At 69.7% G+C, this 14,206-nt stretch carries 14 protein-coding genes; 4 read left to right on the top strand and 10 right to left on the bottom strand.

What is annotated here, in order from left to right:
• Window positions 1–27: 27 nt before the first annotated feature.
• From EYW49_RS12465 to EYW49_RS12455, 3 genes are read right to left on the bottom strand one after another with little or no spacing between them, the layout of a single operon-like run.
• A complete protein-coding gene (locus EYW49_RS12465) occupies window positions 28–759 on the bottom strand; it encodes a P-loop NTPase family protein (RefSeq protein WP_131309909.1) in 732 nt (243 codons plus the stop codon).
• Window positions 752–1,852, bottom strand: coding sequence for an AI-2E family transporter (locus EYW49_RS12460; protein ID WP_131309908.1), 1,101 nt, complete (start codon window positions 1,850–1,852; stop codon window positions 752–754). Before EYW49_RS12460 ends, EYW49_RS12465 begins: the two co-directional genes overlap by 8 nt.
• 34 nt (window positions 1,853–1,886) lie before the next feature.
• Window positions 1,887–2,456 carry a CDP-alcohol phosphatidyltransferase family protein gene (locus EYW49_RS12455; protein ID WP_131309907.1) on the bottom strand — a complete coding sequence of 190 codons (570 nt, stop codon included), beginning with the start codon at window positions 2,454–2,456 and terminating at the stop codon, window positions 1,887–1,889.
• A gap of 259 nt (window positions 2,457–2,715) precedes the next feature.
• Between EYW49_RS12455 and purM the strand changes: the two genes are divergently transcribed.
• Together purM and purN are read left to right on the top strand one after the other, a co-directional pair.
• Window positions 2,716–3,822 (top strand): phosphoribosylformylglycinamidine cyclo-ligase, encoded by a 1,107-nt coding sequence (purM, locus tag EYW49_RS12450; RefSeq protein WP_131309906.1) that lies wholly within the window; start codon window positions 2,716–2,718, stop codon window positions 3,820–3,822.
• A gap of 38 nt (window positions 3,823–3,860) precedes the next feature.
• Window positions 3,861–4,499: a phosphoribosylglycinamide formyltransferase gene (gene purN / locus EYW49_RS12445; RefSeq protein WP_265937396.1), complete on the top strand. Its 639-nt coding sequence runs from the start codon at window positions 3,861–3,863 to the stop codon at window positions 4,497–4,499.
• 30 nt (window positions 4,500–4,529) lie between these two features.
• Here the strand turns inward: purN and EYW49_RS12440 are convergent, their stop codons facing one another.
• Complete coding sequence (locus EYW49_RS12440; protein ID WP_131309905.1) at window positions 4,530–4,859, bottom strand: hypothetical protein; 330 nt, start codon at window positions 4,857–4,859, stop codon at window positions 4,530–4,532.
• Between the two features lie 92 nt (window positions 4,860–4,951).
• Window positions 4,952–7,069, bottom strand: a complete 2,118-nt coding sequence (locus EYW49_RS12435) for a molybdopterin oxidoreductase family protein (protein WP_131309904.1) — start codon at window positions 7,067–7,069, stop codon at window positions 4,952–4,954.
• A gap of 316 nt (window positions 7,070–7,385) precedes the next feature.
• Here EYW49_RS12435 and EYW49_RS12430 point away from each other — a divergent pair, with 316 nt between their 5' ends.
• Window positions 7,386–8,597 carry a DUF3419 family protein gene (locus EYW49_RS12430; RefSeq protein ID WP_228259597.1) on the top strand — a complete coding sequence of 404 codons (1,212 nt, stop codon included), beginning with the start codon at window positions 7,386–7,388 and terminating at the stop codon, window positions 8,595–8,597.
• A 5-nt stretch (window positions 8,598–8,602) separates the two neighbouring features.
• The gene (locus tag EYW49_RS12425; RefSeq protein WP_206365458.1) at window positions 8,603–9,271 is read left to right on the top strand and encodes a class I SAM-dependent methyltransferase; all 669 of its coding nucleotides are present in this window, start codon (window positions 8,603–8,605) and stop codon (window positions 9,269–9,271) included.
• Window positions 9,272–9,292: 21 nt separating this feature from the next.
• Here EYW49_RS12425 and EYW49_RS12420 read toward each other — a convergent pair whose 3' ends face one another.
• The 5 genes from EYW49_RS12420 to nuoN all read right to left on the bottom strand — a co-directional run bounded on the left by EYW49_RS12420 (window position 9,293) and on the right by nuoN (window position 14,142).
• A complete protein-coding gene (locus EYW49_RS12420) occupies window positions 9,293–9,565 on the bottom strand; it encodes a DUF1467 family protein (RefSeq protein WP_131309902.1) in 273 nt (90 codons plus the stop codon).
• A gap of 176 nt (window positions 9,566–9,741) precedes the next feature.
• Window positions 9,742–10,146 (bottom strand): methylmalonyl-CoA epimerase, encoded by a 405-nt coding sequence (gene mce / locus EYW49_RS12415; protein WP_131309901.1) that lies wholly within the window; start codon window positions 10,144–10,146, stop codon window positions 9,742–9,744.
• 86 nt (window positions 10,147–10,232) lie between these two features.
• Window positions 10,233–11,918 carry a ribonuclease J gene (locus tag EYW49_RS12410; RefSeq protein WP_131309900.1) on the bottom strand — a complete coding sequence of 562 codons (1,686 nt, stop codon included), beginning with the start codon at window positions 11,916–11,918 and terminating at the stop codon, window positions 10,233–10,235.
• Window positions 11,918–12,718, bottom strand: a complete 801-nt coding sequence (locus EYW49_RS12405; RefSeq protein ID WP_131309899.1) for a biotin--[acetyl-CoA-carboxylase] ligase — start codon at window positions 12,716–12,718, stop codon at window positions 11,918–11,920. Before EYW49_RS12405 ends, EYW49_RS12410 begins: the two co-directional genes overlap by 1 nt.
• A complete protein-coding gene (gene nuoN / locus EYW49_RS12400; RefSeq protein ID WP_131310005.1) occupies window positions 12,718–14,142 on the bottom strand; it encodes an NADH-quinone oxidoreductase subunit NuoN in 1,425 nt (474 codons plus the stop codon). The genes EYW49_RS12405 and nuoN overlap by 1 nt, the downstream gene beginning before the upstream one ends.
• Between the last annotated feature and the right edge of the window lie 64 nt (window positions 14,143–14,206).

Genomic DNA, 14,206 nt, shown 5'->3' with positions numbered 1-14,206 from the left:
CGACCGATTCTCTTACATAGGCGCGCTTCATGACGGATTGTTCTCTTCGTCGCGGCCTTCGTCCAGTCCCGGCAGTCGCGGAGCGCCGTCGTGGCCTTCGGCGAGGACGCGGGCGGCGACCGCGCGGGTGATCGGCCCCTTGGCGGCGAGCGCCGCGCGATCGAGGGCGTCGACCAGCCGGTGGGCGGCGGCGAAGGAGCGTACCATCCGCCGGGCCAGGAAATTCACCACCGCCGGCTCGACCACGCACTGACGATCGGCGAAGAGCTTCTCCAGCACGGCTTCCAGCAGGTGATCGTCGGGCTCGGCGAGTTCCACCGGCGTAGCGGCGCGTAGCCGCGAGGCGAGATCGGCGAGGCTCAGGTTCCAGCCGGCGGGCGGACGGCGGGCGGTGATCAGCAGCGCCCGGTCGGCCTGCCCGAAGGCGTTGAGGAGATGGAACAGGGCGCGTTCGTCGACCCCGGGGCCGGCGTCCTCGATCACCAGGGGGGCGGAAGCGGCGAGCCCGAGCGGATCGACGCTCGACAGATCCGACGCCGCCAGCACCGCGGCGCCCGCCCGTTCGGCGAAGATGCCGGCGAGATGGCTCTTGCCGGCGCCCTCCGGACCGATGAGCAGCACCACCCGGCTCGGCCAATCGGGCCAGCGCATCACCAGTTCGAAGGCGGCACGGTTGCCCTCCGAGACCACCCAGGCGGCGAGGTCGCGCCGGGTGGCCGGCGGCAGATCGAAGGTCAACTGCACCGGCGTCTCACTCATGCGGCACGTCCGGATCGTGGCGGATCCCCTCCGGGTCGCCGTCGGCGTAGAGGCCGCTCGCCAGATACTGCTCGAGGGCGAACCGCGCGAGCACGCCGACCGAGGCGGCGGCCGGCACCGCCACCAGCATGCCGACGAAGCCGAACAGCGAGCCGAAGGCGAACAGCGCGAACAGCAGCCAGACCGGATGCAGCCCGACCGAGCGGCCGACCCAGTTGGGGGTCAGCACCCAGCCTTCGAGCGCCTGTCCCGCGGCGAAGACCGCGCCGACCAGGGCGATGCCGTGCCAATCCGGCCAGAACTGCACCAGCGCGACGGCGAGCCCGACGATCAGGCCGGTGCCGAAACCGAGATAGGGGATGATGCCGAGGACGCCGGCCATCAGGCCGATCAGCAGGCCGAACTCCAGCCCGACCAGGGCGAGGCCGAGCCCGTAGAACAGGCCCATGGCGGCGCTCACCGAGACCTGACCGCGGACGAAGCCCGACACCGCGGCGTTCATCTCGGCGGCGAGACCGCGCACCGTGGCGCGATGGCGGCGCGGCAGCCAACCGTCGATGCGGGCGATCATGCGGTCCCAGTCGATCAGCATGTAGGCGGCGACCACCGGCGAGATGACCAGCACCGAGACGATCGAGACGATCGCCTGACCGCCGTTCCACAGCGACTGGACGACGCCGCTGACCCAGCTGGCGCCCTGGGTCAGGGCAGCGGTGACGCCGCCGGAGAGGTTCTTGGTGTCGCCGCCGAGCAGCCGGCCGAACTGGCCGTCGAAATAGGGCGCGACCATCACCTGGACGCGGGCGATCAGGCTCGGGACACGCTCGATCAGCGCCGAGGTCTGGGCGCCGAGCAGCGGCACCACCAGGATCAGCAGAACGATCAGGGCGACCACCAGACCGAGGACGATGCCGGCGGCGGCGGCCCAGCGCGGCACGCCGATGCGCTCGAGCCGATCGGCGACCGGATCGAGCAGATAGGCGAGCGCGATGCCGGCGACGAAGGGCAGAAGCACGCCGGAGAACAGCCAGAGAAAGGCGAGGAACCCGGCGAGGGTCCCGAGCCAGAATCCGAGTTGGCGACCGAGTGTCACGTTACGTCACTCCGCTCGGGGGGCTGCCGCGGGCTCAGCCCGGGCGCCCGGGATCGCCCGGGTTCGACGACATGATCCGCAACCAGCCCAGGACATAGGAGGTCCCGGAGACGACGGTCAAGACCGCCACCACCAACGCCCCCACATCCCACAGCCGGCCGACGTCGATCTGGAAGGCGCGCGAGCCGAGCACCAGGGCGACGAAGGCGATCTGGGCGGAGGTGTTGGCCTTGGAGACCAGGCTGGGGCGGATCGGCACCCGGCGGCCGAGCATCCAGGACAAGACGATCGCCCCGACGATCGCCACGTCGCGGGTCACCACCACCAGCACCAACCAGCCCGGCAAGGTGCCGAAGATGCCGAGGGTGACGAAGATCGAGACGAGCAGCGCCTTGTCGGCGACCGGATCGAGATGGGCGCCGAGTTCGGACCGTTGATCGAAGCAGCGGGCGATCCAACCGTCGACCCCGTCGGACAGACCGGCGATCAGGAACACCCAGAACGCCACGTCGAAGCGCCCGGCGACCAGCGCGTCGATGGCGACGGGCACCAGCACCAGCCGGAACAGGGAGATCATGTTGGGAATCGTGACGTTGGATCGCATCGCGGCGCCTCCCGATCGCCCTTTGCCCCCCTTCGCCTCTCAATGTGGCCCTTCGGACGGCCGAACCCAAGGGGCAACGCGGCCGCAAGCCCGCGGGGCGACGATTTGTGTCGCCGGCGGGTCGAATTCCGCGTCGCCGGGCGCCGCCGGGCGGGGCGATCGACGGCGGCGCCGATGCCGCTCGACCTGTTGTGGGCTTGCAAATCGGCGGCCGATCGTCCATTCCCGCGGTCGAGGCAACGTGCGGGGATCTGCCACCATGACCGATGCGAAGAACGGTTGGACCTATGCTCAGGCGGGGGTCGACGTCGGGGCCGGCAACGCGCTGGTGTCGCGGATCGCACCGATCGTCAAGGCGACGCGCCGGCTCGGCGCCGACAGCGACATCGGCGGCTTCGGCGGTCTGTTCGATCTCAAGGCCTGCGGCTATCGCGATCCGGTGCTGGTCGCCGCCAACGACGGCGTCGGCACCAAGCTGAAGATCGCCATCGAGACCGGCCTGCACGAGACGATCGGCATCGACCTCGTCGCGATGAGCGTCAACGATCTCGTCGTCCAGGGCGCCGAGCCCTTGTTCTTCCTCGACTATTTTGCCTGCGGCAAGCTCGATCTCGACGTCGCGGCCAAGGTCATCGAAGGCATCGCCGAGGGCTGCCGGCAGTCCGGCTGCGCGCTGATCGGCGGCGAGACCGCCGAGATGCCGGACATGTACGCGGCCGGCGACTACGACCTCGCGGGCTTCGCGGTCGGTGCGGTCGAACGCGAGGACGTGCTGCCGAAGAAGAACACCGGCCCCGGCGACGTGCTGCTCGGCATCGGTTCCTCGGGCGTCCATTCCAACGGCTATTCGCTGGTCCGTCGTCTGGTCCGCGAGGCAGGGCTCGCCTGGGACGACGAGGCGCCGTTCCAGCCGGGCACCTCGCTCGCCCGCGCCCTGCTGACCCCGACCAAGCTCTACGTCAAGCCGATCCTCGAGACGATCCGCACCGTCGGCGGCATCAAGGCGATGGCCCACATCACCGGCGGGGGCTTCCTCGAGAACATGCCGCGGGTGCTGCCCGACCTCTGCGTCGCCGAGATCGATCTCTACGCCTGTGCGGTGCCGGCGGTGTTCCGCTGGATGGCGACGATCGGCCACATCGAGCCGCAGGAGATGCTGCGCACCTTCAACTGCGGCATCGGCATGGTGCTGGTGGTCGAGGCCGACAAGGCCCACGACATTTCCGAGGCGCTGCGCGGCATGGGCGAGCGTTGCGTGACTCTCGGCTGGCTGCAGGACGGCTCGGGCCGCGACGCGGTCGAACACGGCAAGCGCGCCTGGGTCGACACCCGCGGCAAGCTCGACCTCGCCTGGTCGGCGTCGTGAGGGCGGGCGATCCGGCGCCGGCCCGTCGACGGGTCGGCGTGCTGATCTCCGGCGGCGGCTCCAACATGGCGGCGCTGATCGCCGCGGCACGCGCTCCCGATCACCCGGCCGAGATCGTCGTGGTGGTGTCGAACCGCGCCGACGCCGGCGGGCTCGCCAAGGCGCAGGCCGCCGGAATCGCCACCGCGGTGGTCGATCACAAGGCCTACCCCGACCGGCGGTCATTCGAAGAGGCGGTGCAGGCGGTGCTCGAGGCGCACGGCGTCGAGATCGTGGCGCTGGCCGGCTTCCTGCGGCTGCTCACGCCGTGGTTCATCGAGCGCTGGCCCGATCGCCTGATCAACATCCACCCGGCGCTGCTGCCCGCCTACAAGGGCCTGCACACCCATGCTCGCGCCCTCGCCGACGGCGTCAAGATCACCGGCTGCACGGTGCATTTCGTCCGGCCGGAGATGGACGTCGGGCCGATCATCGTCCAGGCGGCGGTGCCGGTGCTCGACGACGATACGCCCGAGACTTTGGCCGCGCGGGTGCTGGTGCAGGAGCACCGCATCTATCCCCTGGCGCTCGCCCGGGTGGCGAGCGGCGCGGCGCGGGTGGTGGTCGACGGCGAGGGCCGCGAGCGGGTCATCACCACCGGCGCCGGCGGCGACGGCGCGTTGATCGCGCCGCTGTGACGCCGAGACCGATGGCGGATGCGCCGTGCCTCAGCGCAGGCAGGCGGCGTAGGCTTCGCCGGCGGCGGTCAGCCACGCATCGGGCACGTTCTTGGATTCGGCGATCGGCGTGAACTCTTCCGTCTTGATCCCCTTCAGGGCGCGGGTCGCGGCGCACTGGCAGGCGTCGACGATCTTGTCCTTCTTGACCACGTCTTTGGCCGATTCGGTATAGACGCAGCTGTCGAGGACGAGACGGCGGACCTGATCGCGGGCCGCTTCGGCTTCCGTCGAGGCTCCGGCGGCGAAGGCCGGCAGGGCGGCGACCGAGGCGAGGACGGCGGCGAGAACGGCGGAACGGGCGGCGGCGAGAGCGGACATCGGGACGAGACTCCGGAAAAGACGGTGCGGGAGTCCGCACCGAGGCGACGGTTGGAAATTCGTCCGTTGGGTAACCGCGTGCGCCGTCCCGCTCAAGGGCCGAACGGCAACACCTCGGCCGGAATCGCCCGCTCCACCCTCACTTTGACGTCATGGAAGGCGGCGCCGCCATAGGGCGCCGGCTGGTCGGCGCCGGTCAGGGTGTTGATGCCGCGGCCGTCGACGAAGGCGGTGTTGGGAAAGATCCCTTCGGCCACCAGCACGCCGATTTGTAAGCCATCGTAGGACTTGACCGCCAGCGTCACCGCGCCGCGCTCGTTGACCAGCCGCACCGTCTCGCCGTCGGCGAGGCCGAGGCGGGCGAGGTCGGCGGGATGCATCTTGACCGTCGGCGCGCCCTCCTTGGCGGCCGAGGTCGCGGTCTCGGCGAAGGAGGAATTGAGGAAATTGCGCGCCGGCGGGGTCACCAGACGGAACGGATGGGCGTCGGTGGCGGTCTCGATCACGTCCCACTGGTCGGGCAGCCGCGGCATGTCGCGCCACGGCCCCATCGGCCCGTCGTTGCTGGCGGCGACCTCGGTCCAGTTCGGCGCGAAGCGGAACCGTCCGTCCGGATAGCCGAATCCACCGAGAAAGTGAGCCGTCTCATATTCCGGCTGACAATCGATCAGCGGCCGGTCGACCAGCCCTTCGAAGGTGCCGTAGCCGCCCTTGCGCAGCATCCAGTCGACGTGCTCGCGCGCCGTCATGTCGAAGCCGGGATGGCTCGCCCCCAGCCGGCCGGCGAGATCGCAGATCACCCGGTGATTCTCCCGCGCTTCGCCCGGCGGCTCGATCACCTTCGGTCCGAGCAGCAGGTACTGGTTGCCGCCGCCGCGATAGAGGTCGTCGTGCTCGAGGAACATGGTGGCCGGCAGCACCACGTCGGCCATTCTCGCGGTGTCGGTCATGAACTGCTCGTGGACCGCCACGAACAGATCCTCGCGGGCGAAGCCCGAGCGCACCTTCTCCTGATCGGGCGCGACCGACAGCGGATTGGTGTTCTGGATCAGCATCGCTTTGACCGGCGCGCCGCCCTTGAGCGAAACGGAATCGCCGTTCAGGATCGCCCCGATGCGGCACTGGTCGAGCCGGCGAACCGAGGGATCGCGCAGGTCCGAGCCCTCGACCAGCGACTTGTCGATCTTGAAGATCGCGCCGTTGTTGTGGAAGGCCCCTCCCCCCTCGTGGCGCCACGAGCCCGCGACCACCGGGACGCAACTCGCCGCATGCATCGCCACCGTGCCGTTGCGCTGGCGCGAGAACCCGTAGCCGAGGCGGAAGAAGGTCTTGGGCGTGGTGCCGATGGCGCGGGCGAAGCCCTCGATCTCTCCGACCGTGAGCCCGGTGATCGCCGCCGCCCATTCCGGCGTGCGGGTGGCGAGATGGGCCTCGAGCTCTTCGGGCACGTCGGAATGGCTGGCGAGGAACGCGCGATCGGCGAGGTTGTCGCGGAACAGCACGTGCATCACCGCGCAGGCCAGCGCCGCATCGGTGCCGGGGCGCAGCACCAGACCGATGTCGGCCTGATCCATGGTGGCGGTGCGGTAGACGTCGATCACCGCGATGCGGGCGCCGCGCTCCTTGCGGGCGCGTATCGCGTGGGTCATGACGTTGACCTGGGTGGCGACCGCATTGGTGCCCCAGATCACCACCAGATCCGACTTGGCCATCTCGCGCGGATCGACGCCGGTCAGCCGGCCGGTGCCGGCGATCCAGCCGGTCCAGGCGAGATTGGTGCAGATCGAGCCGAATTCCTCGGAATATTTCTTGGCGTGGCGCAGCCGGTTGATGCCGTCGCGCTGCACCTGCCCCATCGTCCCGGCGTAGAAATAGGGCCACACGCTCTCCGCGCCATGGGCGGCTTCCGCGGCGAGGAAAGCCTCGGCGACCCGGTCGAGCGCCTCCTCCCAGCCGATCTCGCGGAACTGGCCGGAGCCTTTGGGGCCGGTGCGCAGCAGGGGCTTGAGCAGGCGCTTCGGGGAATGGACCCGCTCGGCGTAGCGGGCGACCTTGGCGCAGATCACCCCGGCGGTATAGGTGTTCTCGGTCGATCCGCGCACCCGGCCGATGGTGTGGGCGTCGAGCACCTCGACCTCCAGCGAACAGGTCGACGGGCAGTCGTGCGGACAGGTGGTGCGGGCGACCCGCACGGGCGACGGACGATTCATGGGGCGTCGTTCTCGCTGTTTCGGCCGAAGATCCGCGGCGCCGCGACGGCGCCGGCCGACCCGGGGCCGAACCGGACGGAGGCGCAGTATCTCAGAGTCGAACGCGCTCCGCGACGGTCGCGGCCGGACCGGCGCGAAGAAATTCCCGGGGCCTCGGCGACGCAACACGGAGCCGAAATTCCGCGACCTTCGGCCAATCCATGCTCTGCCGCGCCGCGATGTCGCAAAACCGTTGCCGAAGAGTGCTCTGTGCTCGCCCCAACCTCGCGATGGCGAATCTCCGCCGCGCGCGGGTCCTCGACCCAGGGAGACCGCATTGGCCAACGACCTGCTTTCCGACGCCGTCCATGCCAACCCGTTCGCCTCCGGGCGCGGGCTGCTCGAGCGCCTCTTCACGCTGGCCTTCTCCGGTCTCGTCTATCCGCAGATCTGGGAAGATCCGGCGGTCGACATGGCCGCCCTCGATCTCGGCCCCGGCAAGCGGATCGTGACGATCGCCTCGGGCGGCTGCAACGTCATGAACTACCTGACCGCCGATCCGGAGAACATCACCGCGGTCGACCTCAACCCGGCGCATGTCGCCCTCTTGCGGCTGAAGCTGGCGGCGATCGTCGCCCTGCCCGGCCACGAGCAGTTCTTCCGCTTCTTCGGCCACGCCGACGAGAAGGCCAATGTCGCGCTCTACGATCGCTTCGTCGCCCCGGCGCTCGACCCGGTCAGCCGCGCCTATTGGGACGCCCGGCGCCCCTTCGGCGGCCGCCGCATCGATCTCTTCGCGCGCAACGTCTATCGCTTCGGCCTGCTCGGCCGCTTCATCGGCACCGTCCATCTCCTCGCCCGGATCTACGGCAAGAATCCGGCCCTGATGCTGAAGGCCGAGAGCCTGGAAGAGCAGCGCCGCCTGTTCGAGGAAACCCTCGCTCCGGTGTTCGAGACGCGTCTGGTGCGTTGGCTGACCCGCATGCCGGTTTCGCTCTACGGCCTCGGCATCCCCCCGGCGCAGTTCGCCTATCTCTCGGCGGCCTCCGGCGGCGACATGGCCGGGCTGCTGCGCGGGCGTCTCGAGAAACTCGCCTGCGACTTCCCCGTCGAAGACAATTATTTCGCCTGGCAGGCCTTCGGCCGCGGCTACGATCGCGAGAACCGGGTGGCGGTGCCGCTCTATCTCGCCCGCGACAATTACGAGACGGTCAAGGCCAACGCCGCCCGCGCCACCGTCACCCATGCCTCGATGACCGAGCATCTCGCCGCCCGGCCCGAGAACGACCTCGACGGCTACGTGCTGCTCGACGCCCAGGATTGGATGACCCCCGACCAGATGCGGGCGCTGTGGGCCGAGATCACCCGGACCGCGCGGCCCGGCGCGCGGGTGATCTTCCGCACCGCCGGCGACGACAGCGCCCTCGAGACGACCCTGGCGCCGGAGATCATGGCGCGCTGGACCTACGAGCGCGAGGCCTCGATCGGCCACACCGCGCGCGATCGCTCGTCGATCTACGGCGCCTTCCACCTCTATCGGGCGGCCTGACGGCGATGACCGCGGCGGCGAAGGGCGGGGCGGCGATCGGCCCTCAGGCGCAGGCGATGGATCGGATGTACCGCCTGACGCGGCACGTCTATGACCTTTCGCGCAAATACTACCTGCTCGGGCGCGACCGGCTGATCGCCGATCTGGCGCCGCCGCCCGGTGGGGCCGTCCTGGAGATGGGTTGCGGCACCGCCCGCAACCTGATCGCCGCGGCGCGCCGCCACCCGGCCGCGCGCTTCCATGGCTTCGACATCTCCGAGGAAATGCTCAAGACGGCGCGCGCCAACGTCGCCCGCGCCGGATTGAGTGAGCGCATCACCCTCGCCCAGGGCGACGCCACCGCCTTCGACGCCGCGACGATCTTCGGGGTCGGCGGCTACGAGCGGATCTATTTCTCCTACACCCTGTCGATGGTGCCGGCCTGGACGGCGGCGATCGACGAGGCGGTACGCCTGCTCGGCCCCGGCGGGCGGCTCCATGTCGTCGACTTCGGCGCGGGGCGCGGTCTGCCGGGACCGCTGCGGCGCCTGCTGTGGGCCTGGCTGCGGCTGTTCCACGTCACGCCGCGGCTCGATCTGGCGCGTGAACTCGCCCGCGCGGCCCGGGCGCATGGCCGGACGCTGGAAAGCCTCGAGCTTCATCGCGGCTACGCCCAGTACCACGTGCTCGGCTGACCGCCCGCGACGCGCGGGGGCTCAGGAACCGTTGCCGTAGCGCGGCAGGAACGGCACGTCGTCGAGCGAGAAACCCGAGTGGAGCAGCGCCCATAGGCCGGCGAAGACGATCGCCGACAGAACCGTGGTCCACAGCGCCTTGGCGAGCAGCGCCGGGCGGACCGGCGCCGAAGACGGCGTGCCCGGCACCACGGCGCCGGCGTCGCCCTGGGTGCGCACCCGGAAGGGCAGCACCAGGAACAAGACCGTCCACCAGATCACGAAATAGACGGCGATGGCGGTTCCGATGCGCATGCGCGGGCCTCACGGGGCGGCCGCACGGGGATCGCGCGACGACGAAGGCGCCGATCGGTTTCCCGACGGCGCCTCCCATCATGGCCCTCGCGCGAGCGTCCGCCAAGGCGGCGCTGCGTCGTTTCCTCCGAAGATGCCGGCGGCCCTGGGGTCGTCGGCGAAAGACCGGCCGGCCCTCAGGCCTGCTCGAGCTCGGTCAGGGTGCCGAGGAAGTCCTTGGGGTGCAGGAACAGCACCGGCTTGCCGTGGGCACCGATCTTGGGATCGCCGTTGCCGAGCACCCGCGCGCCGGCCGCCTTGAGCTGGTCGCGCGCCGCGATGATGTCGGCGACTTCGTAGCAGACGTGATGGACGCCACCGGCCGGGTTCTTCTCGAGGAAGGCGGCGATCGGCGAGGCTTCGCCGAGCGGCTGCAACAGCTCGATCTTGGTGTTGGGCAGTTCGACGAAGACCACCGTGACGCCGTGCTCGGGGATCGCGTGCGGCTCGGAGACCTTGCCGCCGAGCGTGTCCCGGTAGACCGCCGTCGCCGCCGCGAGATCCTTCACGGCGATGGCCACGTGATTGAGGCGTCCGATCATCTTGCTGCTCCGTCCGTCGATTTGGTCGAATTTCACGCCATGAGGATTAGTCCCGCCGGCGCGGCGGGACAATCCGCACTACCACGTCAGACCACCGAGATGAGCACCTCGACGATCGGTTTCTTGCCCCAACGTTCGTGAATCGCCCCGCGCACGGCGCGCCGGACCGAATCGGCGACCGCATCGGGATCGCGCCGGCGCGGACGCGGCAGGCCCTCGAGGGTGGTGCGGGCCGCCGTCTCGACGGTCTTGAGGAACGTCGTCCCGCGGGCGTCCTCGTCGGGCAGGCCGACCAGCACCGCCTGGGGATCGATCAGGGCCGAGCCCTTCTCGTCGACCACCAGGGTCACCACCACGACGCCGGCAAACGACGCCTTGCGCCGCTGTTCGGCGCCCGACTCGTCGGGCTCGACCAGCAGCGTGCCGTCCCGGAACAGCCGCCCGGAATAGACCACGTCGACTTCCGCCACCGGGCCGGGGGCGAGGCGCAGCATGCGGCCGTTGAGGGCATTGCCGATCTCCGGCACCCCGAGCGACTTGGCGAAGCGCGAATGCACCGAGAGATGCAGGGCTTCGCCATGGACCGGCACCGCCACCTGGGGACGGACCGCCGCATACAACTCGGCCATCTCGCCGCGGCGGGGATGGCCGGAGACGTGGACCAGGGCGTCGCGGTCGGTGAGGATCTCGACCCCGACCTTGGCCAGCGCGTTCTGGATGGCGTTGACCGCCTTCTCGTTGCCGGGAATGGTTCGCGACGAGAAGATCATCCGGTCGCCCGGCGACAGCGCCACATGGCGATGCTCGCCGGAGGCGATGCGGGCGAGCGCGGCGCGCGCCTCGCCCTGGCTGCCGGTGAGCAGCGCCACGACCTTCTCGCGCGGCAGGTAGCCGTAGGCCTGATCGTCGTGGAAATCGGGCAGGCCGTCGAGCAGGCCGAGCTCGCGGGCCACCGCGATCGCCCGCTGCATGGCGCGGCCGAGCACCACGACGCTGCGGTCGTTGGCGACCGCGGCTTCGGCCACGGCGCGGATGCGGCCGATGTTGGAGGCGAAGGTGGTCACCCCGACCCGACCGGGAGCCTCGGCGATCAGCCGCGTCAGGCTCACGGCGACGTCGCGCTCCGACGGGCTCGAGCCCTCGCGCAGGACATTGGTCGAATCGCAGATCAGGGCGCGCACGCCGGCGTCGCCGAGTTCGGCGAAGCGGGCGAGATCGGTCGCCCAGGTGCCGACCGGCGTACGGTCGATCTTCCAGTCGCCGGTGTGGATCACCGTGCCGAGCGGCGTGGTGATCGCCAGCGCCACGGCTTCCGGGATCGAATGGGCGACGGCGATCGCCTCGATCGCGAAGGGGCCGAGCTGCAGCCGCGACCCGGCAGTGAAGCGGGTGATCGGGATGGTCGGCGCGCCGCTCTCGCCGGCCGCCTTGGCCTCGAGCAGGCCGGCGGCGAAGGGCGTCATGTAGACCGGCAGCTTGAGCTTCGGCCACAGCGCGAGCAGTCCGCCGAAATGGTCTTCGTGGGCGTGGGTGATCACGATGCCGACGATGTTCTTGCGTTCGGCTTCGGCGAAGCGCACGTCGGGGAAGATCAGATCGACGCCCGGTTCGTCGAATTCCGAGGCGAAGGTGATGCCGCAGTCGACCATCAGCCATTTGCGGTCGCCGTCCGGTCCGAAACCGTAGAGCGCCAGATTCATTCCGATTTCGCCGACGCCGCCGAGCGGCAGGAACACCAATTCGTCACCCTTGATCCGGGTCCGCTTCGCCATCATTTCACCTCGTTGCCGCCCACGGGCGGGAAGAACACGTCTCCCGCCGAGACGAGGCGGCGTCGACCGTCCTCCTCGACGAGTACCAGTCGACCGGTCTCGTCGATCGCTTCGAAAAGTCCGTTTCGTTCACCGTCGGCGAGCCGCACCCGGATCGGACCGCCGAGACCGGTCGCCGCTGCGAGCCAGCGTCGACGGATCGCCGCAAAATCACGACCCCGGTCCCAGTCCGCGAGGGTCGCCCGCAGGGTGGCATCGAGGTCGGCGAGCAGCACTTCGGGGTAGATCGTGAGGCCTTCGGTGAGCAGACAGGTCGCCGGCGTCTCGGTGCCGGCCGGGAAAGAAATGCAGTTTACGCCGAAACCGATCGCCACCGCCATGCGGCCGTCGTCGAGCCGCGACGATTCCAACAGGAGCCCGGCGACCTTGCGGCCGGCGAACATCAGATCATTGGGCCACTTGAGCGCCGGCAAGGTGGCGGCACTGCGGCCGGCGACCGCGGCATGCACCGCAACCGCCGCCACGAAGGGGATTTCCGGCAGATGTTCGGGCGCGCAAGGGTCGATCAAGAGCGCCGAGGCGTAGAGATTGCCGATCTCCGAGGTCCAGACACGCCCGCGCCGACCGCGACCGGAGGTCTGGCGGTCGGCGACGAACCAACGCTCGCCGGAAAGGCCCGCTCGGGCGCGGGCGAGCGCTTCGTCGTTGGTCGAGCCGATCTCGGGAAAGCGTAGGACGGGCCAGGAGCCTCTGCCCCCGGCGATCGTCCAGCGATCGCCGGCGGACTTTCGCTCCCCCATCAGAACAGCGACTTCGCGGCGGCGTCGGCCGCGGTCACCAGTCCGTTGCCGAACACGATGAACACCAGCACGAACAGGCTCGCCACGCCGAACACCACCGACTGCTCGATCGACAGCGGATCGAGACCGGCGACCGGTTCGTCGAAGTAGATCACCTTGACGATGCGGATGTAGTAGTAGGCGCCGATCACCGAGGCGATCACGCCGAGGATGGCCAGCGGGATCAGGCCGGCATGGACGGCGGCCATGAACACGTAGAGCTTGCCGAAGAAGCCGGCGAGCGGCGGGATCCCGGCGAGCGAGAACAGCAAGAGCGCGAAGCCGGCGGCGACCAGCGGCCGCGACCGCGACAGGCCGGCGAGATCACCGATCTCCTCGACCGGATGGCCGTCGCGCCGCATCGCCAGGATCATCGCGAAGGTGCCGAGCGTCGTCACCACGTAGATGGCGAGGTAGATCGCCACCCCCTGTACGCCTTCGGCGGTACCGGCGGCCAGCCCGACCAGGGCGTAGCCCATGTGGCCGATCGACGAATAGGCCATCAGGCGCTTGATGTTCTTCTGCCCGATACCGGCGAAGGCGCCGAGCACCATCGAGGCCAGCGCCACGAAGGCGATGATCTGCTGCCAGGAGTGTCCCGCCGGGCCGAAGGCTTCCGCGGTGACGCGGATCACCAGGGCGAAGGCGGCGACCTTGGGGGCCGAGGCGAAGAAGGCGGTGATCGGGGTCGGCGAGCCCTCGTAGACGTCGGGCGTCCACATGTGGAACGGCACCGCCGAGATCTTGAAGGTCAGGCCGGCGAGGATGAACACCAGACCGAACACCACGCCGGTCGAGGCACCATGGGCCTTCACATAGGCCGCGATGTCGGTGAAGCCGGTATGCCCGGTGAAACCGTAGGTCAGCGACGCGCCGTAGAGCAGCAGGCCGGAGGACAGCGCCCCGAGGACGAAATACTTCAAGCCGGCTTCGGTCGACTTGAGGTTGTCGCGATCGATCGCGGCGAGCACGTAGAGCGCCAGCGACTGCAGTTCCAGGCCGAGATAGAGCGAGATCAGGTCGCCGGCCGAGATCATCATCATCATGCCGACGGTGGCGAGCACCACCAGCACCGGATACTCGAAGCGGGCATAGCGGTCGGCGACCGACGGTCGCGCCGCCAGGACCACGGCGACGGCGGAGCCGCCGAGCGCCAGGACCTTCATGAAGCGGGCGAAGGGATCGATCACCCAGGCGCCGCCGAAGGTGGTGGCGAGCTTCGGCCCGGCGAGGACCGCGATCGCCGCGGCGACCAGCAGCAGGACCGCGCCCCAGGTGACGGTGCCGATCGACTTCTCGCCGACGAAGACGCCGTACATGAGGAGCGCCAGGGCGCCGATCGCCAGGAGGATCTCCGGCAGGGCCGGCAACAGATCGGGTGTCATGGTCACGGACTCTCAGCCCCAGTCGTCTCAGCCGGCGGAACGAGCGGCGCTCGTCCTGATCCGA

Source organism: Siculibacillus lacustris, assembly GCF_004328075.1.
In the GTDB taxonomy this organism is placed as follows: Bacteria; Pseudomonadota; Alphaproteobacteria; order Rhizobiales; family Ancalomicrobiaceae; genus Siculibacillus; species Siculibacillus lacustris.
The sequence above is the reverse complement of the archived record's forward strand: the minus strand, read 5'-3'. Positions and strand labels throughout refer to the sequence as shown.

What these genes read in the sequence shown, in the direction of transcription:
- EYW49_RS12465 (WP_131309909.1), bottom strand. Translation starts at nt 759, where the DNA reads ATGAGTGAGACGCCGGTGCAGTTGACCTTCGATCTGCCGCCGGCCACC.
- EYW49_RS12455 (WP_131309907.1), bottom strand. Translation starts at nt 2,456, where the DNA reads ATGCGATCCAACGTCACGATTCCCAACATGATCTCCCTGTTCCGGCTG.
- purM (WP_131309906.1), top strand. Translation starts at nt 2,716, where the DNA reads ATGACCGATGCGAAGAACGGTTGGACCTATGCTCAGGCGGGGGTCGAC.
- EYW49_RS12440 (WP_131309905.1), bottom strand. Translation starts at nt 4,859, where the DNA reads ATGTCCGCTCTCGCCGCCGCCCGTTCCGCCGTTCTCGCCGCCGTCCTC.
- EYW49_RS12435 (WP_131309904.1), bottom strand. Translation starts at nt 7,069, where the DNA reads ATGAATCGTCCGTCGCCCGTGCGGGTCGCCCGCACCACCTGTCCGCAC.
- EYW49_RS12425 (WP_206365458.1), top strand. Translation starts at nt 8,603, where the DNA reads ATGACCGCGGCGGCGAAGGGCGGGGCGGCGATCGGCCCTCAGGCGCAG.
- EYW49_RS12420 (WP_131309902.1), bottom strand. Translation starts at nt 9,565, where the DNA reads ATGCGCATCGGAACCGCCATCGCCGTCTATTTCGTGATCTGGTGGACG.
- mce (WP_131309901.1), bottom strand. Translation starts at nt 10,146, where the DNA reads ATGATCGGACGCCTCAATCACGTGGCCATCGCCGTGAAGGATCTCGCG.
- EYW49_RS12410 (WP_131309900.1), bottom strand. Translation starts at nt 11,918, where the DNA reads ATGGCGAAGCGGACCCGGATCAAGGGTGACGAATTGGTGTTCCTGCCG.
- EYW49_RS12405 (WP_131309899.1), bottom strand. Translation starts at nt 12,718, where the DNA reads ATGGGGGAGCGAAAGTCCGCCGGCGATCGCTGGACGATCGCCGGGGGC.
- nuoN (WP_131310005.1), bottom strand. Translation starts at nt 14,142, where the DNA reads ATGACACCCGATCTGTTGCCGGCCCTGCCGGAGATCCTCCTGGCGATC.